The sequence below is a fragment of the Streptomyces sp. BBFR25 genome (assembly GCF_044590125.1).
Classification (GTDB): domain Bacteria; phylum Actinomycetota; class Actinomycetes; order Streptomycetales; family Streptomycetaceae; genus Streptomyces; species Streptomyces canus_D.
This window is the reverse complement of sequence record NZ_CP172447.1, coordinates 7,638,618-7,659,717: the sequence shown is the minus strand read 5'-3', so window position 1 is coordinate 7,659,717 and position 21,100 is coordinate 7,638,618. Positions and strand designations below refer to the sequence as shown.

Below are 21,100 nucleotides of genomic sequence, written 5' to 3'. Positions count from 1 at the left end.
AGCGCAGGTCAGAGCGGCATGACAGAGCACTTGCCAGAAACTACTAATGCGCTTTAGGATCTTCGCACTCAAGCGCTTTAGCTCTCACCGCTCTTCACCGCTCGCACCGAGGAAAGGAGCGCGCATGCCGGCCAAGCGGCCCGCCGCGCGCCGGCCGACGATGAAGGACATCGCGCGCCGGGCCGGAGTCTCCGAGAGCGCGGTGTCGTTCGCGCTGAACGACCGGCCGGGGGTCTCCGAGATCACCCGGGACCGGGTGCGCCGGGTGGCCGAGCAGCTCGGCTGGCGGCCCAGCACGGCGGCGCGCGCGCTGTCCGGGGAGGGCGCGGCGACGGTCGGCTTCGTGCTGGCGCGGCCCGCGCACACCCTCGGCGTCGACTCCTTCTTCCTCCAGTTGGTCTCGGGCATCCAGGAGGTGCTGGCCGGGCGGCACCTGGGGCTGCTGTTCCAGGTGGCGCGGGACGTCGAGGACGAGTGCGCGGTCTACCGGCGCTGGTGGGCCGAACACCGGGTGGACGGCGTGCTGGTGGTGGACCCGCGCACCGACGATCCGCGTCCGGGCCTGCTCGACGAACTGGGCCTGCCCGGCGTGGTGATCGGCGGGGCGCCGGACGAGCGCCACCCGGGGCTGTCGACGGTGTGGGCGGACGACGCGGGGGCGATGGCCGCCCTGGTGGACGGGCTGCACGCGCTCGGGCACCGGCGGATCGTGCACATCGCCGGGCTGCCCGACCTCGCCCACACCGAGCGCCGTATCCGCGCCCTGCGCGCCGAGGCCGGGCGGCGCGGACTCGGCGAGGTCGCGTCGGTGACCACCGACTACTCGGACGCCGAGGGCGCGGCCGTGACCCGCCGGGTGCTGGAGGCGCCCGCTCCCCCGACCGCCCTGATCTACGACAACGACGTGATGGCCGTCGCCGGGGTCGCCGCCGCGGCCGAACTCGGCTTCTCGGTACCGGCGGACGTGTCCGTGGTGGCCTGGGAGGACTCGGCGCTGTGCCGCATGGTCAAGCCGTGGCTGTCCGCCCTGTCCCGGGACAGCGTGGAGTTCGGCCGCACGGCGGCGACGGAGCTGACCGCCCTGCTCGACGGCGGCCCGGCCCGCACGGTGCGGGTACCGGTGCCGCGGCTGATCGAGCGGGACAGCACGGGAGCGGTACGACCGTCGGCCTGACGGCCGGGGCCGGGCGCGCCGGGCTCCGGCGGGCGCGCCCCGCCGTCACCCGCGGGACCGCGCCGGCTCCGAAGGGCGGCTGCCGGACCTCCGATCAGGCGAGGGCGGGGCCGGCCCTGGCCGTCGGCGCGCACACACCCCCGCGGCACTGGCACGGGTGACCGCCGGTCACCGGCCCCGGCCCGCACGGTGCTGGTACCGGTGCCGCGGCTGATCGAGCGGGACAGCACGGGAGCGGTACGACCGTCGGCCTGACGGCCGGGGCCGGGCGCGCCGGGGTCCGGCGGGCGGCCCCGCCGTCACCCGCGGGACCGCGCCGGCTCCGAAGGGCGGCTGCCGGACCTCCGACCAGGCGAGGGCGGGGCCCGGTCCTGGCCGTCGGCGCGCACACACCCCCGCGGCACGGGCACGGATGACCGCCGGTCACCGGCCGGTCGACGGTTCCGGCGCGTCCGCGCCCTCGACGTGCGCGCCCGGGGCGGGCAGAGTGCTGTCCTGCGTACTCGCCAGTAACGCCGCATCCCCGTTCCCGCACCCCTAGGAGCCCTCCGTGACCGACTGGGCCGGCCGGACCGCCGTCGAGATCGCCGCCGCCGTACGGGAGAAGCGGGCCACGCCCCGTGAGGTGGTGGCGGAGCACCTGGCCCGCGTCGAGCGGCTCGACGGCCGCGTCGGCGCCTTCCGCGCGGTGCGGGCCGAGGCCGCGCTCGCCGAGGCGGAGGAGGTGGGCGCCCGGGGCGATCTGGGAGAACTGCCGCTGGCCGGCGTACCGGTGGCGGTCAAGGACGATCTCGCGGTGCGCGGAGAGTCCACGCGCGTCGGCTCGGCCGCCACGCCGCACACGCCCGCGGACGCCGACCATGTCACCGTGGCCCGGTTGCGGGCGGCCGGCGCGGTGGTGGTGGGGGTGACGAACGTGCCGGAGCTGTGCGTGTTCGGCACCACCGAGGGGGTGCTCGGCACGACCCGCAACCCGTGGGACCCGGCCCGCTCGGCGGGCGGTTCCTCGGGCGGCAGCGCGGCCGCGGTCGCCGCCGGGATGGTGCCTCTCGCGCTCGGCAACGACGGGATGGGCTCGCTGCGCATACCCGCGGCCAACTGCGGCCTGGTCACCCTCAAGCCGGGCCGCGGCATCGTGCCGGCCGGCATCGGCGAGTGCGACTGGTTCGGCATGTCCGAGAACGGGCCGCTGGCGACGACGGTCGCCGACGCCCGCCTGATGCTCACCGTCCTCGCGGACGGGCCCCTGCCGGAACGCGAGGACTCCGGCGCCCTGCGCATCGCCGCCTCCCTGCGCAGCCCCCTGCCGGGCGTCCCGGTCTCCCTCCCCTACGCACGGGCCGTGCGCGAGGCCGCCGGGGTCCTGATGAAGGCGGGGCACCAGGTGCGCCGGGCGGACCCGCCCTATCCGGCGTCGCTGGGCGTCACCGCTCTGACCCACTGGACGGCCGGTACGTCGATGGACGCGCGGGACCTGGACCGGCGGCTGCTGACCAGGCGCACCCGGGTGCACGCGGCCCTCGGGCGGCGCTTCGTCGGCCGGGCGGCGGCCGGCAGGGGCCGGGAGCGGCTGCGCGGGCGCCTGGAGCCGTTCTTCACCGAGTACGACGTCCTGCTCACCCCGGCGCTGGCCCGCCGCTCCCCCGTGGCGGGGCCCTGGCACGAGCGGGGCTGGCTGCGCAACGTGGTGGCGAACTCCGCGTACTCGCCGTTCACGCCGCCGTGGAACCTGACCGGCTGGCCCGCGATGTCGGTGCCGTTCGGCACGCTGGACTCGGGCGCGCCCTGCGCCGTGCAGTTGGTGGGGCGCCCGGGCTCGGAGGCGGTGCTGCTGGAGCTGGCGGAGCGGATCGAGGCGCTGCGGCCCTGGCGGCGGACGGCGCCGCTCGACTGAGGGGGCTACAGGGCGCGGTGCATGACGTGCAGGCCGACCCGCCCGTGCCGGGGGTGGTCGAAGGCGTCCGGCACCGTGCCCAGGATCGTGAAGCCGAGGGAGGTCCACAGCCGTACGGCGGGGTTGGTCTCGACGACGGCGTTGAAGACCATGCCCCGGTACCCCTCGGCCCTGGCGGCGTCCAGGACGTACTCGGCGAGGGCCCGGCCGGTGCCGCGTCCGGCCCGGTCGGGGTCGACCATGAAACCGGCGTTGGCGATGCGGGCGGCGGGGCCGCCGTAGTTGGGGGTGACGTAGGCCGAGGCGACGACCGTGCCGGTGTCGTCCTCGGCGACGTAGACGCGTTTGGCGGGGTTCATCCACAGGGCCCGGGCGCCCTCCTCGGAGGTGTCCGGGTCCCAGGCGTAGGTCTCACCGGCGGCGACGATGCGGTGCCAGAAGGGCCAGATGTGCGGCCAGTCGCCGGCCGTGGCTTCCCTGATCAGCATGGGCGCGAGTGTGGCACGCCCATGCGCTCGGCGACCTCGGTGGGTGGCGTGCGGGTCAGTCCACGCTCGGCAGGATGTGCGGCTCGGCGAGGTCGTCCTCGTAGCCCGCGAGGCGGATGGGGGCGGAGCGCGCCCACACGTCGAGGCTGCCGATCTCGCCGGGTCGGCGGCGGGCGCGCCCGCCGCGTTCCTCGGTGCGTTGTTCTGGCTTGGTCGTCGTTTCCGGTGTCACCGCGCACTCCTTATGTGTCGGGTCACCCTCGGGGCCTGTCGGCGCCAGTCTCCTGTCCGGCACCCGGCGCCCGCTCGGGTGTGAGTCGAATGCAGTTCGGACGCGGTGGCGCCGGTAACTCGTGCGGAGGCGAACCGTTGTGAACCGGCTCGTCCCATGGCGGACCTTGGGCGGGTAGTGCCCTGTGCTGCCGTCTGTCCGGTCCAGGTTAACCAAATGAGCGGGGGTGCGCTCTATGGGGCTGAAAAGATGGGAGAACCATTGCCCTTCGCCCCGCGCGCAGTTGGCCCAAGTCTGCCCCGGTTCCTCCGCTTCCGCACCGCGCACACCTCACCCGTTCGGCCTACATCCTCGCCCGCGCCTTCGAACGGCGGCGGTGACGGGTCGCGCAGTTAAGTTGCCGTTGGCTGCGCCGCAAGCTCGCCATGGTCTGCTGCTCGTCGGCAACGGCTGTCTCGTGGGAGGACCGAGGCATGGAACTGCGCAGCGTCGAGGAGCTGATGGATCTGCTGTACGCCTGCCGGGGCGAGCGGCCGCCCGCCGGGGGGTACGGCGACGGGCCGGGGGATCCGCACGGGCACGCGCTGCGCACGGCCGCGCTGCTGCGCCGACGCCGCCCCGCCGACAAGGAGCTGCAGGTCGCGGGGCTGGTGGCGCCGGTGGGCCGACTGCTGTGGCCCGGCGATCCGGCCGCCAGGACCGCCGACGCGGTACGGCCGCTGCTCGGCGCGCGCGTCGCCCGCCTGGTGCGCCGTCAGGCCCACCCGGAGGCCTGGGACCACGACGACGACCTGGCCAGTCTGCGTCAGGCGGACGACGAGGCCCGCACCGCCGACTTCGACGCCGGGGTCCTGGAGGACTGGCGCACGGTGCTGGAGCTGACGGCGGCCAGGAACTCCCGGCTGGGCCTCGTGGACTGAGGCCCCGTCACCACTTGCCGGGTGCGTAGTCCTTGAGGAAGACGCCGTACAGGTCCTCGCCCGCCTCGCCGCGCACGACGGGGTCGTAGACGCGCGCGGCGCCGTCGATCAGGTCGAGCGGGGCGTGGAAGCCCTCCTCGGCCAGACGCAGCTTGTCGAAGTGGGGACGCTCGTCGGTGATCCAGCCGGTGTCGACGGAGGTCATCAGGATCCGGTCGGTGTCGAACATCTCCTGGGCGCTGGTCCGGGTCACCATGTTCATGGCGGCCTTGGCCGCGTTGGTGTTGGGGTGACCGGCACCCTTGTAGCCGCGGGCGAACACGCCCTCCATCGCGGAGACGTTGACGACGTAGGCGCGTCCCGACGCCGCCTTGCGCGCGGCCTCGGCCATCGACGCGCGCAGCGCGCTGATGAGGATGAAGGGCGACGTGTAGTTGCACAGCTGGGTCTCCAGCAGTTCCACCGGCGAGATCTGCTCGATGGTCTGGACCCAGGTGTTGGAGTCGACCACGTCCGGGACCAGGCCGCCCGCGTCGATGGCGGTGCCCTCGCGGTGCCGGACCACGCTGGCGTTGCCGGCGACCAGCGCGAGGTCGGCCACCTTCTGCGCGTCGAGCCCCGAGGCGCCCAGCGGCAGCGCGGCCAGGCCGTCCACCGCGCCGGAGTTGAAGGCGCCGATGACGTGGTGGGCGGGCAGCTCCCCGGCGGGCAGCGGGGCGCCCTCGCCCTCGACCAGCGCGGCGTACGCGGAGGGCAGGCGCCGCACGGTCTGGGTGGCGTTGTTGATCAGGATGTCGAGCGGGCCCTGCTCGGCGACCTGCTCGGCGAGGGCCACGGCCTGGGCGGGGTCGCGCAGGTCGATGCCGACGACCTCCAGGCGGTGCAGCCAGTCGGCGGAGTCGTCCATCGCCTTGAAGCGGCGGATGGCGTCCTTGGGGAAGCGGGTGGTGATCGTGGTGTGCGCGCCGTCGCGCAGCAGGCGCAGCGCGATGTACATCCCGATCTTGGCCCGGCCGCCGGTGAGCAGGGCGCGCTTGCCGGTGAGGTCGGCGCGGGCGTCGCGGCGGGTCCGGTTCTCGGCGGCGCAGTCCTGGCAGAGCTGGTGGTAGAAGTAGTCGACCTCGACGTAGCGCTGCTTGCAGATGTAGCAGGAGCGGGGGCGCTGGAGTATCCCCGCGATCGTGCCCTGCTCGGTGCGCGAGGAGGGCAGCAGGCCCTCGGTCTCGTCGTCGATGCGCTCGGCGGACCCGGTGGCGGTGGCCTCGGTGACCGCCTTGTCGTGGGCGGTCTTGGCGGCGCGGCGCTCCTGGCGGCGGCGCTGCTTGACCATGCGGTAGATGTGCGAGGTGGCCCGGCGGACCCGGATCGCGTCCGGATGGTCGACGTCGAGCGTGTCCAGTTCCTCCAGCACGCTCAGGCAGAGCGCGAGCCGTTCGGGGTCGATGCCGGGGCCGTACGCGGGGGCGTTCGCCTCCTCCCCTGCCGCCGCCTGCGGGGGCGCCTGGGCCGCGGGCGCCTCGTCCCTGGTCGCCGAGCCGTCCTGTGTCACCGTCATCGCCGCTGCCGTTCCGTGGTCACCGTCGCGGCGCTCCGGGAGGCGACCGCTGTCGAACAGCGGATTTTATTCAGCGGGCGGCGCGGATCCAAACCCGCCGGGGTCAGGGACGGCACGCCGTGAGCAACGTCTCCACCTCCTCGGCCACCGCCCGGGCGAACCGGTCGAGGTCCGGCACCGCCTTCGCGTCGGCGACCAGGCCGTAGTGGACCTGTCCGCGGTACGTCGAGACGGCCACCGCGAGGGAGTGCCCGCGGGCCAGCGGCGCCAGGGGATAGACCTCGGTGAGCGGGTGGCCGCCGAGCCGCAGTCCGAGGCTGGGCAGGGGCACGCTGGTGACCAGGATGTCGAACCAGAGCCGCGCGGCCCCCGAGACCAGCGGCCCGCCGAGCCGGTGGCCGAGCGCCGGCACGTGGTCGGCGAGCAGGGCGACGGCCCCGGCGCCGCGGCCGGGCCCGGCGTCCTTGTTGCGGTCCATGGCGGCGCGGACCGTGCCGAGGCGGGAGAGCGGGTCGGGGTCCCCGACCGGAAGCCTCATCAGGTACCCCGAGAGCCGGTTGCCCGGTGGCTGGGCGGTACGCGGGCGGCGCTTGGAGACGGGGATCAGGGCCCGGGGCGCGACGCCCTCGCTGCCGTCGCCGCGCTCGTCCAGCCAGCGGCGCAGGGCGCCCGCGACGACCGCGATCAGTACGTCGTTGACGGTGCCGCCGGTGGTCTTGCGGACGTGGTGCACGTCGTCGAGGTCGACGGCCACGCCCGCGGTCCGGCGGGTGCCGGAGGAGGCTGCGGTGAGCGCGGGCGAGGAGCGCACGTCGAGGGTGGACAGCGCCGCGGCGGCACCGATGTCCAGGGCGCGCCCGGCGTTGGACAGGGCGTCGCGCAGCCGGTCCGGCAGGGCGCGCACGTCCGGCAGGAGCCCACGCGGCGGCTGCTCGGGGCGGGGCCGGGGGGCCGGCAGGTCCAGCGGGTCGAGGACCCCGGCGGCGAGGGTCAGGGCGCGCAGGCCGTCGGCCAGGGCGTGGTGGAACTTGAACAGTACGGCGAAGGACCCGCCGTCCGCGCCCGGCAGCACGTGCGCCTCCCACGGTGGCCGCCCGCGCTCCAGGGGGCGCTCCATGAGGTGTCCGGCCCGGGGGTGGAAGTCGGTGGTGGGGGCGTGCAGCCGCACGTGGTCGAGCGGGTCGAAGCGGGGGTCGGGCTCGCGGGTCGCGCCGCCGAAGGCGAAGGGGCGGCGCAGGGCCAGGGGCGGCTGCCAGGTGTCCCGGATCCTCATCCGCAGTCCGGGCACCGCGGGCGCGCGGGCCGCGAGCAGGTCCGCCGCGTGGGCGCCCGCGGTGGGCGAGTCGGCCTCGAAGACGCCGAGTGCGCCCAGGTGCATGGGGTGCTCGGCGGACTCGATGTTCCAGAACGCCAGGTCGAGGGGAGCGAGCGGATCGGGAGTCAAGGGCTTGCCTCGCAAGGACGACGCAGGGGCGGCAGATGAGCGGCGGATGGACTACGTGTGGACAAGCAGTCAATCGCTCTCCGACGATTACGGTCAAGTACGATCAAGCTACGCACAGTTAACAGCGGGTTAAAGTCCCGCCCCCTTCGGTAGGGGGCGGGACTGCTGTGACTCATGGGGCGTCTGCGCTCACATCACCCTCACGTCAGCGGCGGCGGCACCGCCTGGGCCGAGGTTCCCCACTCGGACGGCTGCGGGCCGACCGTGAACGCGAGCGACCGTACGGAGCGCAGGGCGTCGGTCGTCAGCCAGGTGCGGGCGTAGGCCGAGCCGTCGGTGCGGGCCGACTGGACGTACCGGTCGGTGTCCGAGGTGCCGGGCGCGGTGATCGTCAGGGCGCCGCGCGGGTAGTAGCGGCGGTCGAGGGCGAGGTCGACGCGGTCGAAGACCGGGGTGGACAGGCCCCAGGTGTCGTAGCCGGGCTGGATCGGGAAGATCCCGATCGAGGACAGCACGTTCCAGGCGGACATGGTCCCGAGGTCGTCGTTTCCGGTCATGCCGGTCGGCGTGTCCGTGAACAGGGTGAGCGCCGCGTGCACCACGTCGGTGGCCTTCCAGGGCTGCCCGGTCGACAGGTAGGTGTACGGGGCGATCAGGTCGGGCTCGTTCTGCGGGTTGTACTTGTCGGCGTTGTAGTAGTCGTACGGCCCGTTCACCCACACCTCGCGGGCGGTCTTCGCCGGGTCCTTCAGGAGCTGGTCGTAGGCGAAGAAGGAGTCGAGCCGCTCGTTGGCGGCCTCGGTCCCGCCGATGAGGTCGATCATGCCGGGCAGGTCCTGCGGCACCAGCCACTGGTACTGCCAGGACGTGCCCTCGTGGAAGCCCTCGCTCTGCGCCGGGTCGGCCGGCCCGGTGAAGGCGCCCTCGGCGTCGCGGGCGCGGAAGAAGCCGGTCGAGGGATCGAAGACGTCGCGGTAGCTCTGGGCGCGCTCGGCGTACCGCTTCGCGTCCGCCTCGTGGCCGAGGTCGCGGGCCATGCGGGAGAGCATGGCGTCGGACAGGGCGTACTCCAGGGTGGCGGAGGCGCCGTGGTCGTAGTCGGAGTCGCCGGGCTTCGCGTGCGGGCGGCCCTTGACGTACGGCGCGAAGCCGTCGGCGAGGTATTCGCGGTTGGCCTCCCGGCCGACGGCCGGCGAATCGGCGGGCGGGACGCCGTCGGCGTTCTTCCTCAGCGCGCGGTAGGCCTTCTCCTCCCAGCCGTGCAGCAGTCCCTGCTGGTAGGCGTTGGTGAGGAAGGGGGTCACCGGGTCGCCCGTCATGATGTTGGTCTCGACGGTGCCGTAGCCCCACTTGGGCAGCCAGCCGCTCTCCTCGTCGATCTTGATGACGGAGATCGCCATGTCGCGGGCCTCGCGGGGCGCGAGCAGGGCGAGGAGCTGGGACTGGGTGCGGTAGGTGTCCCACAGCGACCAGTTCTGGTAGTACGTGAAGCCCTTGGCGCGGTGAATTTCCTGGTCCCAGCCGGTGTAGCGGCCGTCGACGTCGCTGCCGACGTTGGGCGCGAGGAAGGACCGGTACAGGGACGAGTAGAAGGTGCGGCGCAGGGTGTCGTCGCCGCCCCGGACCCTGACGTCGTCCAGCCGCTTCTCCCAGGTGCGGTCGGCACCGCGGCGCACGGAGTCGAAGGGGTGCCCGCCCTCGGCGCGCAGGTTGAGCGCGGCGCCGCGCGCGTCGACGTAGGACAGGGCGGTGGTGGCCTCGACGGTGCGGTCCTTCGTGGTGTCGAAGCGGACGTAGGCGCCGTCGCCGCCGCTCTTCGCGCCCGCGGTCACGGTGCCGTCGTCCCAGGTGCCGTAGGAGGCGAAGGGCCGGTCGAAGCGGGTGATCGTGTAGACGGTGTACGGCTTGGTGTCCTGGCAGAAGCCGCTGCCGGTGATCGCGGTGCGCACGGTGCGGCTGTCGAGCACCTCGACCTTGGTGCTGATGTTCTTGTGCAGCGACTGGCCGGCGTTGAGCAGGACGTTGGCCTTGTCGGTGGAGGGGAAGGTGTAGCGCTGCACTCCGGTGCGTTCGGTGGCGGTCAGCTCCGCCTCGACGCCGGAGTCGAGGCCGACCCGGTAGTAGCCGGGGCTCGCCTCCTCGTCGTCGTGGCTGAAGGAGGCGGCGTACTTCGCGTAGTCCGTCTCGGTGACGTCGCCGGTGGTCGGCAGCACCGGCAGGTCGCCGCCGAGTCCGCAGCCGACGCCGGAGAGGTGGACCAGGGAGAAGCCCCGGATGCGGTCGTTGGAGTAGTCGTAGCCGACGTTGTGGCCGGTGTCCGGCGAGAACTGCACCATGCCGAAGGGCACGGCGGCGCCGGGATAGGTGTTGCCCTCGTTCTCGGTCCCGATGAACGGGTTCACGAGGTCGGTCAGGTTCTGGTCGGTCGTCGGGGCGGCCTGCGCCGCCGGGGCGGTGAGCAGCGCGGACGCTGCCACCACCCCGGCCACGCACAGCCGCAGACGCCGGGTGCCTCTCATGTGCGGTGACCTCCGGAAGGTCTGCGGTGTCGTGCGGTCGTTCCTCGGGTGCGGGTGATCAGGCGGTGCAGCCCGCCGGGGTGGGCTGGGAGGCGTCGTGGATGAGTGCCTCCTGGGCGGCCTTCACCCGCTCGACGTCCGGCTTGAGCACCTTGCGGTCGTAGGTCGTCAGGCCGTTCAGCTCGCCCTCGACGTCCGAGATCTGGGTGTAGACGGCGCCGTTGCTGCCCCGGCAGACCAGGGCGCGCACCTCGTCGAGCTTGGTGAGGTAGTCGTCCGTGTAGGTCTGCGGGTCGACGTCGACGTACGACTGCTGCACGGACCAGGCGTGACCGGGCACCGCGAGGCCCAGGCCGCCGTACTCGCCGGTGACCAGGGCGCGTTCGCCGTCCGGGGACGGCGGCAGGGCGGGGCTCGGATAACCGTGCTCGTCCATGATGTCGCCGGCGCCGCCGTCGGCCCCGAGGTTCAGGCCCGACTGGTTGTTGACGAGCCGGGTCGGGTCCCAGGCCTTGGCCTGCGCGGCGACGCGGCCGATGTCGTACTGGCCCCAGCCCTCGTTGAAGGTGACCCACATGATGATCGACGGGTGGCTGACATGCTCGTCGATCATCTCCTTCATCTCCCGCTCGTACTCGGCGCGGGCGGCGGTGGACGGGTTCTTCCCGGCGGTCATCGCGGGCATGTCCTGCCACACCATCAGGCCCAGCTTGTCGGCCCAGTAGAACCAGCGGTCGGGCTCGACCTTGATGTGCTTGCGCACCGAGTTGAACCCGAGCTGCTTGTGCAGCTTGAGGTCGTACGCGAGGGCCTCGTCGGTGGGCGCGGTGTGCAGGCCGTCCGGCCAGAAGCCCTGGTCGAGGGTGGCCATCAGGAAGGTGGGCTTCCCGTTGAGCATGGTGCGCGGGACGCCGTTGACCTTCTCGACGGCGATGGAGCGCATCCCGAAGTAGCTCTCGACCTGGTCGCGTCCGACGGTGACCTCGAGGTCGTAGAGGAACGGGTCGTCGGGCGACCACAGGTGCGGGTCGCGGATCTTGAGGGTGAGGGGCTCGCCGGTGCGGCCGCTGACCGTGGCGACCTTGCGATGCCCGGCGTACGCCGTGGCCTGGACGCGTACGCCGTCGCGCACGCCCTTGGGCTCGACGGTCAGGGTGCTCGCCGCGCCGTCGACGTGCGGGGTGAGCTTCAGGGAGTCCACGTGGTCCCGGGCGACCGGCTCCATCCAGACGGTCTGCCAGATGCCGGAACTGGGCGTGTACCAGATGCCGCTCGGGTCCAGGCGCTGCTTGCCGAGCGGCGGGTTCTCGCCGTTCGCCGCGTCGGTCGGGTCGTAGACGCCGACGATCAGCTCCTGGGTGCGGCCGGGCTTGAGGGCGTCGGTGACGTCGGCGCTGAACTTGTCGTAACCGCCCTTGTGGTCGGCGACCTTGGTGCCGTTGACGTACACCTCGGACTGCCAGTCGACGGCGCCGAAGTTCAGCTTCAGCCGCTGGGCGGAGCCGATGTGCCAGTCGCGGGGCACGGTGAAGGTGCGGCGGTACCACATGCGGTCCTCGTGCCGCTGGATGCCGGAGAGCTGGGACTCCACCGGGTACGGGACGAGGATGCGCTCCTTCAGGTTCTTGCCGACCGGCGGCTGCTCGCCCGCCTCGGCGGCGGCGAACTGCCAGCGGCCGTTGAGGTTCTGCCAGTCGTCGCGGGTGAGCTGCGGGCGCGGGTACTCCGGCAGGGCGTTGTCCGGTCCGACCTCGTCGGCCCAGTCGGTACGCAGCTCGTAGGTGGACTCGTTGCCGCCGCTGCTCCAGAAGGCGTTGACAACGTTGCCTTCGGCGTCGGTGAGCCCGCCTTCGCCGTCGTAGCGGACGTCGGCGGTGCCGGGGGCGTCGCCGTTCTTGTTGCCGACGACGGGCTGGTCGAGGGCGACGAGCAGGGCGCTGGGGTCGGCGGGGTCGAGCCTGGTCTCGCCGAGCGGCCACGTGGCGCCGCCGATCACCGCTTCGAGGTGGTCGGTGAGACCGGCCGGGGGCGCGGCGAGCGGGCTCGCGAAGTCGAGCTTGAGGGTGCGGCCCGTGGCCTGGACGGTGGTCGCCGTCGCACCGTTGTAGTCGAAGCCGTCGGGCAGCCGGAACGCCGACTGCGGGATCGCCTCCTTGCTGCCGCCGGGCTCGGTCCAGCGCAGGTGGAGGTTGGAGCCGCCGTAGTGCTCGAAGTACTCCAGCTTGATGTCGTAGGACTGGCCGGCCGTCAGCTCGATGGGCTGGGCACTCTGTTCGCGGTCCCAGTCGTCGACCCAGTGGTCGATGGCGAGCTGTCCGCCGACCCAGAGGCGGAAGCCGTTGTCGCCGATGATCGAGAAGGTGTGGGCGCCGGTCTTCTCCGGGACGAGCTTGCCGGTCCAGCGGACGCTCACGTCGTCCGACTGCCCGGTGGCGAAGGCGAGTCGCGGCTCCAGGGTGTTGAAGTCGACCTGCGGGTCGAAGCCGGTGGCCTTCAGCTCGTGGAAGTCGAAGGCGCCGGGGGCGGACTGGGTGTAGTACTCGCCCTTCAGGCCGTGGACCTCCGCGGCGGAGTCGTCGGCCGCGTTGGCGGCCGGTACGGCGGCGAGCCCGGCGACGCCGAGCGCGGCGGCCAGCAACAGGGCGAGTTTGTCTCTGAGTCGTTTGGTGCGCACTGACCCTCTCCTCGAGAACGGGTGGTGGCTGATGGCTCAGGACATCGATGTCATACATCGATGTAACAGCAGCGGTGCAGAGGCATGACAACACGGATTCCGCTTGACGTCCAGGGACATGACAACGGCCCCGGAGTCAACGCGCGTATCACGCGTCCGGAGCCGTCGCCCGTCTGATCGACCGTCCGTCACGGCACCCGCTGCCCCTTGCCCAGCGCGATCACACCGCCCTTGGAGACGGTGTACAACTCGCCGTCCCGCTGCGGGTTGACGCCGATCGTCGCGCCCGGCGGCACCTGGACGTTCTTGTCCAGCACCGCCCCGCGCACCACCGCGCCCCGGCCGATGTGCACGTTGTCGTGCAGCACCGAGCCCTGCACGACCGCCCCCGGGTCGACCACCACGCCCGGGGAGAGCACGGACCGGGTGACCTGGCCCCGGATCAGGCAACCCGCGCTGATGATCGACTCGCTGGCGATGCCGCCGGCGTTGAAGCGGGCGGGCGAGAGCTGGGTCGAGTGGGTGTAGATCGGCCAGTCCCGGTTGTAGAGGTTGAACGCGGGCCGCTCGGCGATCAGGTCCATGTGGGCGTCGTAGTAGGCGTCCAGCGTGCCCACGTCCCGCCAGTAGCCCTGGTCCCGCAGGGTCTCCCCCGGGACGTGGTTGGCGCTGAAGTCGTACAGCGCGGCCTCGCCCCGGTCGGTGAGCTGGGGCAGGATCGAACCGCCCATGTCGTGCACGGAGTCCTCGTCCTCGGCGTCCCGCTGGAGGGCCTCAACGAGGGCCTTGGTGGTGAAGACGTAGTTGCCCATCGAGGCGAAGACGCATCCGGGGTCGTCGGCGAGACCGGGCGGGTCGGCCGGTTTCTCCAGGAAGCCGGTGACGGTCTGCCCGTCGGAGCCCGGCGTGATCACGCCGAAGGACGGCGACTCGGCGCGCGGGACCCGGATCCCGGCGACGGTGACCCCCGCGCCGGACTCGATGTGCTGGGTGAGCATCTGGCGCGGGTCCATCCGGTACACGTGGTCGGCGCCGAACACCGCGACGTACTCCGGCTGTTCGTCGTACACCAGGTTCAGGGACTGCAGGATCGCGTCGGCGCTGCCGAGGAACCAGCGCGGGCCGAGGCGCTGTTGGGCGGGGACCGGGGTGACGTAGTTGCCGAGCAGGCTGGACATCCGCCAGGTGGTGGTGATGTGCCGGTCCAGGGAGTGCGACTTGTACTGGGTGAGGACGCAGATCCGCAGGATGTCGCCGTTGACCAGGTTGGACAGGACGAAGTCGACCAGCCGGTAGGTGCCGCCGAAGGTGACCGCGGGTTTGGCGCGGTCCGCGGTCAGGGGCATCAGGCGCTTGCCCTCTCCGCCCGCCAGCACGATGCCGAGCACCGAAGGACCTCCACGACGCATGGCCGCTCCCCTCACCCTCGTTCACCCCGGCTGCCCCGGGCGGGGCGGCCTAAGCCTGCTTGAGGATCTCCTCGTACAGCCGGACCGTGCGGCGCGCGACCGCGTCCCAGCCGAACTCCTCCACCGCGCGCGCCCGTCCCGCCTCGCCCATCCGGCGGGCGCCCGCCGGATCGCCGAGGACGGAGTCCAGTGCGCGCGCGAGACCCGCCTCGAAGTCCTCGTCCGCCGCCGCGTCCCCGTCACTCTCCTTACTGACGAGTACCCCCGTTTCGCCGTCGCCCACGACCTCGGGGATCCCGCCCACCCGGGAGGCCACCACGGGGGTGGCGCAGGCCATCGCCTCCAGGTTGACGATGCCCAGGGGCTCGTACACGGAGGGGCAGACGAAGACGGCGGCGTGGGTCAGGAGCTGGATCACCTCCGTGCGCGGCAGCATGCGCGGGATCCAGTGCACGCCCTCGCGGACGCGGCTCAGCTCGGCGAAGAGGTCGCGGAACTCCTGGTCGATCTCGGGGGTGTCCGGGGCGCCCGCGCACAGCACGACCTGTGCGGCGGGGTCGATGTCCCGTACCGCGCGCAGCAGATGGGGCACGCCCTTCTGCCGGGTGATGCGGCCGACGAACAGGACGTAGGGGCGGGCGCGGTCCAGTCCGATCCGGTCCAGCGCGTCGGCGCCGTGGTCGGGCCGGTAGAGCCTGGTGTCGATCCCGTTGTGCACGACGTGGACCGTGGCGGGGTCCAGGGCCGGGTAGCAGCCGAGGATGTCCTCGCGCATCGCGCCGGAGACGGCGATCACCGCGTCGGCCGCCTCGATCGCGGTGCGCTCGGCCCAGCCGGACAGGGTGTAACCGCCGCCGAGCTGCTCGGCCTTCCAGGGGCGCAGGGGCTCCAGTGAATGGGCGGTCATCACGTGCGGGACGCCGTACAGGAGCTTGGCGAGGTGGCCGCCGAGGTTGGCGTACCAGGTGTGGGAGTGCACCAGTTCGCGCCCTTCGAGGGCGGCGGTCATGGCGAGGTCCACCGAGAAGGTGCGCAACGCGTCGTTGGCGCCGTCGAGCGCGGACCAGGGGCGGTGGCGCAGGACGCCGTCGCTGCGGCCTTCGCCCCAGCTGTGCACGTCCAGGTCGACGAGGCGGGCGAGCTCCCGGGCGAGGAACTCGACGTGGACTCCGGCACCCCCGTACACGTCCGGCGGGAACTCACGGCTCAGCAGTCCCACGCGCACCCGGAACCTCCCGTCTCTGCGGCTGGTTCCCTCATGGTCACCCAGAGCGGGCGCCTGGGGAAGAGCGCGGAGGGCGGGGGCTGTCCGGCGGGCGCGAGGAACGGGCGGGTCCCGGCGGACCCGGGAAGCAGCAGTCGCCGCAGACGCCCCCGCCCGGCACCCGGTAGTACAGGCAGCAGCTGCGGCGCCGGAAGGAGGTGCCGGTGAGCGTCCCGGTACCGGCGAGCAGGGGGTGGGCCAGCAGCTCGGCGGTGAGCGTCCGGGCGCGGGCTGCGGTGTCCGTACGGCCCTGGCGGCGGGCCCAGCGCTCCAGTTCGCGTCCGGCGCCGGTCAGGGCGGAGGCCGCGTTGCCGCGCAGCAGTCCCCTGGCGACGCCGTAGCGGGCGTGCACGGCCTCGGTGAGGGGCGCGAGGTGGGTGTCGAGCACGACCTCCGCGACGGTGGCGGTGTCCCCCGGCAGGGCGTGCACCTCGGTGAGCCACAGGTCGTCGGGGGCACTGGCCTCGGGGTCCCAGTGCAGCAGGCGCGGATCGAGGTCCGGGACGCGTCCGTACAGGACGGCGCAGGCCAGGGACACCGACCACAGACGGGCCGCGAGCCCCTGCTGGGCCACGGAGGCGGCGACCCGCGTCTCGGGGGCGCCGAGCGCGACGGCGACCTTGCGGACGCGGTGGCCCAGCGGATCGGTACGGTCGTTCGGGGCCTGGCACTGATCCGGGACCTGAACGCCCGCGGTCGTGCTCACGTATCCCGGTGCGTAGGCGGCGGCAAGAGGTGCGACGGTGGCGTGATGCCGCGACGGCACCGGACGGGAGGCATGCAGGACGGAGAAGCCGCCGAGCGGGCGGAGGGCGGAGAGGGCGGGGTCGAGGTCCACGGAGAGCAGTAGTATCAGGGCCCTTAGGGGGCTGGGCCAGGGGTTGGGGTCGCAAGTCGCCCACCCTGGGGAGGACGGCGGCGCCCTCGTACTCCATCGGTAGTAGGACCCAAAGAATGCTCAGGGACGACGACGGGAAGACCCTGAGACGGCATCGTGTTGTCCATGGATGACGACCGTTCGCCGCGCCGGGCCCAGCGCCCCCGCCTCACGCAGAGGAGCAGCCGATGAGCGCCCTCGCGCTGTCCGTGCTGCTGTCGCTCGTCTCCGCCGTGGCGTACGCGGGCGGAGCGATCGTGCAGGAGCAGGTCGCGGCGTCGTCCCCTGATGCCCAGTACGCCCCCCTGCGCCGCCCCGCCTGGTGGGCGGCGGTGTCGCTCAACGGCCTGGGCGGTCTGCTGCACGTGGTCGCCCTCGCGCTCGGTCCGCTGAGCCTGGTGCAGCCGCTGGGAGCGCTCACCATCGTGTTCGCGCTGCCCATGGCGGCGCTTTTCGTGGGTCGCAGGGCCGGTGCGACGGCCTGGCGCGGCGCGCTGATGGCCACGGTCGGTCTCGCCGGTCTGCTGTCCCTGGTCGGCGTCTCCGACGCGCAGTCGCTGGACTCGGCGCAGCGGGTCGGGGCGGCCCTTGTCACCGGTGGTGCGGTCGTGGCGCTGATGATCGCCGGCCGGGCCGCGCACCGGCACCCGGCGGTCCGCAGCATCCTGCTGGCGACCGCGTCCGGAATAGCCTTCGGGATGTCCTCGGTCTTCACCAAGACGGTCGCGGTCGACTGGTCCGGCGGGGTGTCCGCCGGGGACCTGCCGTCGCTGGCCGTGATCGGCGTTCTCGCCACGGCCGGCATGGTGCTGTCCCAGGCGTCCTACCGGGGCGCCGGTCTCGCGGCCCCGCTGGCCACACTGACGGTCGTGAACCCGGTGGTGGCCGCCATCGTCGGCATCACGATGTTCGGCGAGACGTTCCGGTACGGCACGGCCGGCACCGTGCTGGCCCTGGGCTGCGGTGTGGTGGCCGCCGGTGGCCTGATCATGCTGACGACGGAGCGGATCGCGCGAGAGGGCAGCGAGACCGGGACCGGTGAGGCTGCCTTGGTCCCGGCCGAGGACACCGTGGAGCTTCCGGAGGCCGCGGCGGCGACGCTCGGGTCCACGGCGCTCGGGTCCGCCGCGCCCGGGCCTGTGCCGGTTGGTGCAGCGGTACCGGTTGGTGCAGCGGTGCCGGTGGATGTGCCGGTCGAGGAGGTCCGGGAGCCGGTGGCAGCGGCGGTTCCGGTGGCTCGGGCGGCGCGGAGGGCGGCGGTGACGCCGGTGTCGTCCTTGGATCGAGTGGCTCCGGTCGCTCCGGTCGCGGCGGTGGCTCCGTTGGCTCGGCTCTCCGAGAAGGTCGTCGTGCCTTCCCCGGTGGCGCCGCCGGTCCCGGACACCGCCCCCGCCGAGGAGGCGTACGAAGTCCGGGCGCCGGTGGAGAGCGACGACACGACGCTCTCCTACGGCCCCTTCTACGGCGGTCCGTTCGTCCCGCCGCCCATGCTCGGCCGCCGACGACGGGTCCGGATCAGATCCTGACGCCGCCGGCCCGCAGATACGCCAGCGGGTCGACGTCCGAACCGAAGCCGGGCCCCGTCCGCACCTCGAAGTGCAGATGCGGGCCCGTGACGTTGCCCGTGGACCCGGAGCGCCCCAGTCGCTGGCCGACGCCCACCGACTGGCCGTTCTTCACGGAGATCGCCGAGAGGTGTGCGTACTGGGAGTAGCGGCCGTCGGCGTGCCGGACCACCACCTGGTAGCCGTAGGAACCACCCCACCCCGCGCTGACCACCCGGCCCGCCGCGACCGACTTGACGGAGGTGCCGGTGGGGACGGGGAAGTCGACGCCGGTGTGGTAGCCCTTGGACCAGGAGGAACCCGCCTGGTGGTAGGGCGTGCCGGTGGCGGCGTCGACGGGGGCCACGACGGCGCGGTGGGTGGTGGCCTTGTCGGTCTTGGCCTTGGCCTTGGGGCTGTCGGAGGAGGACTTCTCCGGCGCCTTCCGCTGCTCCTGCCGCTTCTGTTCCTTCGGCTGGGACTTGGGCTCGGCCTTCGGTTCCTTCTTCTGCTGCGTCTTCTGCTGCTTCTGCGTCTTCTGGGACTTCTGCTGCTTGTCCTGTCTTCCCGCCTCGGTACCGGAGGGCGCCGCCGTGGCCCCCTCGCCGCGCAGTGACAGGCGCTGGCCGGGCAGGATCAGGTCGGGGTCGGATCCGATCGCGCCGCGGTTGGCGTCGTACAGGCGCTGCCAGCCGCCCCGGACCTCGTGGGTGTCGGCGATGCCGGAGAGGGTGTCACCGGTGACCACCGTGTACATCCGGGCCTTGCCCGCCCGGGACTGCGGGGTGGTCTGCGGCTGGACGTCCTTCACCGAACCCGACTGCTTCGCGGACGCCGCTCCTCCGGCCGACCGGATGTCGGGCGGGTCGCCGCCCCGGGTCAGTCCGGCCCGCTGCGAGCACACCGGCCAGGCGCCGGGGCCCTGGGCGTCGAGCACCTTCTCGGCGACGGCGATCTGCTGTTCCTTGGTGGCCAGGTCGGCGCGCGGGGCGTACCGCGCGCCGCCGAAGGCCTCCCAGGTGGACTGGGTGAACTGCAACCCGCCGTAGTGGCCGTTGCCGGTGTTGATGTCCCAGTCGTCGGTGGACTCGCAGGCGGCGACCTTCTCCCAGGTCTCCACGTCGGCAGCGTGGGCCGTGCCGGTACCGACGAGGGGGAGGGCCAGTCCCGCACCCCCCGCGGTGACGGTCAGCGAGGCTCGGTTGATCCTGTTCGGCTGATACCGGCGGTGCCGGCCGCGTACGGCCATGGAGGTCCCCCTCGACATTGCGTCAGGAGGGGCAAAAGTAAGCGCCGCGAACAGGCCATGACAAGACGGCAACCGGCCGCTTGGCCACCCCGAGTGGCCGGGATCGGGCGGCCGTTGACCGGATGAGGTGTCGGCCCGCTGAGGCACTGGGCGCCTCCTCGCCGTACTGGACCCCTGGAAGCACGAAGTGCGGCCGGCGTACCGGCACGTCAGCATGGCCGAGCGGCGAAATTGGCGATACTGGCGGTCACGGGCACCACAGACACCAAGGTCACTAGGAGCCAAGGCAATGAGCACTACAGCGCAGATCGGCGTCACGGGTCTCGCGGTCATGGGCCGCAACCTCGCCCGCAACTTCGCCCGCAACGGCTACACGGTCGCGGTGCACAACCGGACCGCGTCGCGCACGCACGCGTTGGTGGAGGAGTTCGGCGGTGAGGGCGACTTCGTCGCGACCGAGACCGCCAAGGAGTTCGTGGCGGCCCTTGAGCGGCCGCGGCGCCTGGTGATCATGGTGAAGGCCGGTGACCCGACCGACGCGGTGATCCGGGAGTTCGCCCCGCTCCTCGAACCCGGGGACATGATCATCGACGGGGGCAACGCGCACTTCGCGGACACCCGGCGCCGGGAGCGCGAACTGCGCGAGCAGGGCATCCACTTCGTGGGCACCGGCATCTCCGGCGGTGAGGAGGGCGCGCTGCACGGGCCGAGCATCATGCCGGGCGGCTCGAAGGAGTCGTACGAGTCGCTGGGCCCGATGCTGGAGAAGATCTCGGCGAAGGCTGCGGACGGGGCGCCCTGTGTGACGCACGTCGGTCCCGACGGTGCCGGGCACTTCGTGAAGATGGTGCACAACGGCATCGAGTACGCCGACATGCAGCTGATCGGCGAGGCGTACCAGCTGCTTCGGGACGTCGCCGGGTACTCCCCCGCGCAGATCGCGGAGATCTTCCGCACCTGGAACACCGGACGCCTGGACTCGTACCTGATCGAGATCACGGCGGAGGTGCTGTCGCACGTGGACGCGGCGACGGGCAAGCCGTTCGTGGACGTGGTGGTCGACCAGGCGGAGCAGAAGGGCACGGGCCGCTGGACCGTGCAGATCGCCCTGGACCTGGGAGTGCCGGTGTCCGGCATCGCGGAGGCCGTCTTCGCCCGCTCCCTGTCCGGTCACGCGGCGCTGCGCGAGGCCTCACGCGGCCTGGCGGGCCCGAAGGCGGCGCCGCTCGGGGAGTCGGAGGCGGCCGCCTTCGCCGACCGCGTCGAGCAGGCGCTGTACGCGTCGAAGATCGTGTCCTACACACAGGGCTTCCACGAGATCGCGGCGGGCAGCGAGGAGTACGGCTGGGACATCGACCTGGGCGCGGTCTCCGCGATCTGGCGCGGCGGCTGCATCATCCGGGCGGCCTTCCTGGACCGGATCCGCGCCGCGTACGACGCCCGGCCCGACCTGCCGAGCCTGCTGTCGGACGAGACCTTCGCCCAGGAGATCGCCGCCGCGCAGGACGACTGGCGCGAGGTCCTGGTGGCGGCGACCCGGCAGGGCGTACCGACGCCGGGATTCGCCGCCGCCCTCGCCTACTACGACGCCCTGCGCGCCGAGCGGCTGCCCGCCGCGCTGACCCAGGGGCAGCGGGACTTCTTCGGGGCGCACACCTACCGCAGGACGGACCGGGACGGCGCCTTCCACACGCTGTGGGGCGGGGACCGGTCGGAGGTCACCGCGTAGCCTGCCTCCCCGTCGTTCAGGTGAGCGGCGGCCCGGGTTCGGGGTTGGGCACGGGCTCGGGTCCCGGCGGGATCGGCGACGGCGAGGGCCCGGGCGGAGCCGGCGGCTCCGGAGGCTGGGGCGTCGGC

Annotated in this window: 15 protein-coding genes; 5 read left to right on the top strand and 10 right to left on the bottom strand. The window is 72.8% G+C overall.

All coding sequences use genetic code 11. From position 1 onward, the window contains the following. Positions 1 to 124 precede the first annotated feature (124 nt). The gene (locus ACGH52_RS34230) at positions 125 to 1,174 is read left to right on the top strand and encodes a LacI family DNA-binding transcriptional regulator (RefSeq protein WP_121700981.1); all 1,050 of its coding nucleotides are present in this window, start codon (positions 125 to 127) and stop codon (positions 1,172 to 1,174) included. Positions 1,175 to 1,724: 550 nt separating this feature from the next. Then, positions 1,725 to 3,068, top strand: coding sequence for an amidase (locus ACGH52_RS34225; RefSeq protein WP_210977239.1), 1,344 nt, complete (start codon positions 1,725 to 1,727; stop codon positions 3,066 to 3,068). Positions 3,069 to 3,073: 5 nt separating this feature from the next. Here the strand turns inward: ACGH52_RS34225 and ACGH52_RS34220 are convergent, their stop codons facing one another. Both ACGH52_RS34220 and ACGH52_RS34215 read right to left on the bottom strand, forming a co-directional pair. Further along, a complete protein-coding gene (locus ACGH52_RS34220; protein ID WP_076977558.1) occupies positions 3,074 to 3,556 on the bottom strand; it encodes a GNAT family N-acetyltransferase in 483 nt (160 codons plus the stop codon). 55 nt (positions 3,557 to 3,611) lie between these two features. Next, positions 3,612 to 3,788, bottom strand: coding sequence for a hypothetical protein (locus ACGH52_RS34215; protein ID WP_063124325.1), 177 nt, complete (start codon positions 3,786 to 3,788; stop codon positions 3,612 to 3,614). Positions 3,789 to 4,261: 473 nt separating this feature from the next. Here ACGH52_RS34215 and ACGH52_RS34210 point away from each other — a divergent pair, with 473 nt between their 5' ends. Beyond that, complete coding sequence (locus tag ACGH52_RS34210) at positions 4,262 to 4,708, top strand: hypothetical protein (protein WP_399945071.1); 447 nt, start codon at positions 4,262 to 4,264, stop codon at positions 4,706 to 4,708. Positions 4,709 to 4,715: 7 nt separating this feature from the next. Here the strand turns inward: ACGH52_RS34210 and ACGH52_RS34205 are convergent, their stop codons facing one another. The 7 genes from ACGH52_RS34205 to ACGH52_RS34175 all read right to left on the bottom strand — a co-directional run bounded on the left by ACGH52_RS34205 (position 4,716) and on the right by ACGH52_RS34175 (position 16,411). Continuing rightward, positions 4,716 to 6,263, bottom strand: coding sequence for an SDR family NAD(P)-dependent oxidoreductase (locus tag ACGH52_RS34205; RefSeq protein ID WP_210977238.1), 1,548 nt, complete (start codon positions 6,261 to 6,263; stop codon positions 4,716 to 4,718). A 103-nt stretch (positions 6,264 to 6,366) separates the two neighbouring features. Further along, the gene (locus ACGH52_RS34200) at positions 6,367 to 7,707 is read right to left on the bottom strand and encodes a wax ester/triacylglycerol synthase family O-acyltransferase (RefSeq protein WP_399945067.1); all 1,341 of its coding nucleotides are present in this window, start codon (positions 7,705 to 7,707) and stop codon (positions 6,367 to 6,369) included. Positions 7,708 to 7,907: 200 nt separating this feature from the next. Beyond that, the gene (locus ACGH52_RS34195) at positions 7,908 to 10,226 is read right to left on the bottom strand and encodes a GH92 family glycosyl hydrolase (RefSeq protein WP_399945064.1); all 2,319 of its coding nucleotides are present in this window, start codon (positions 10,224 to 10,226) and stop codon (positions 7,908 to 7,910) included. A gap of 58 nt (positions 10,227 to 10,284) precedes the next feature. After that, complete coding sequence (locus ACGH52_RS34190) at positions 10,285 to 12,900, bottom strand: PA14 domain-containing protein (protein ID WP_121701369.1); 2,616 nt, start codon at positions 12,898 to 12,900, stop codon at positions 10,285 to 10,287. A gap of 188 nt (positions 12,901 to 13,088) precedes the next feature. Beyond that, positions 13,089 to 14,309, bottom strand: coding sequence for a glucose-1-phosphate adenylyltransferase (gene glgC, locus ACGH52_RS34185; protein ID WP_121701370.1), 1,221 nt, complete (start codon positions 14,307 to 14,309; stop codon positions 13,089 to 13,091). Between the two features lie 49 nt (positions 14,310 to 14,358). After that, on the bottom strand, positions 14,359 to 15,534 hold the full coding sequence (gene glgA, locus ACGH52_RS34180) for a glycogen synthase (RefSeq protein ID WP_399945060.1): 1,176 nt from the start codon (positions 15,532 to 15,534) through the stop codon (positions 14,359 to 14,361). A 37-nt stretch (positions 15,535 to 15,571) separates the two neighbouring features. Then, on the bottom strand, positions 15,572 to 16,411 hold the full coding sequence (locus tag ACGH52_RS34175) for a (2Fe-2S)-binding protein (RefSeq protein WP_399945057.1): 840 nt from the start codon (positions 16,409 to 16,411) through the stop codon (positions 15,572 to 15,574). 227 nt (positions 16,412 to 16,638) lie between these two features. On the opposite strand from ACGH52_RS34175, the gene ACGH52_RS34170 reads away from it, so the two are divergent. Next, complete coding sequence (locus tag ACGH52_RS34170) at positions 16,639 to 17,976, top strand: DMT family transporter (protein WP_399945054.1); 1,338 nt, start codon at positions 16,639 to 16,641, stop codon at positions 17,974 to 17,976. On the opposite strand, the gene ACGH52_RS34165 is transcribed toward ACGH52_RS34170, so the two are convergent. Next, positions 17,966 to 19,243 (bottom strand): transglycosylase family protein, encoded by a 1,278-nt coding sequence (locus ACGH52_RS34165; RefSeq protein ID WP_399945051.1) that lies wholly within the window; start codon positions 19,241 to 19,243, stop codon positions 17,966 to 17,968. The two genes, ACGH52_RS34170 and ACGH52_RS34165, sit on opposite strands and share 11 nt — an antisense overlap. Positions 19,244 to 19,532: 289 nt before the next feature. Between ACGH52_RS34165 and gndA the strand changes: the two genes are divergently transcribed. Continuing rightward, positions 19,533 to 20,972: an NADP-dependent phosphogluconate dehydrogenase gene (gndA, locus tag ACGH52_RS34160; protein ID WP_399945048.1), complete on the top strand. Its 1,440-nt coding sequence runs from the start codon at positions 19,533 to 19,535 to the stop codon at positions 20,970 to 20,972. Positions 20,973 to 21,100 lie beyond the last annotated feature (128 nt).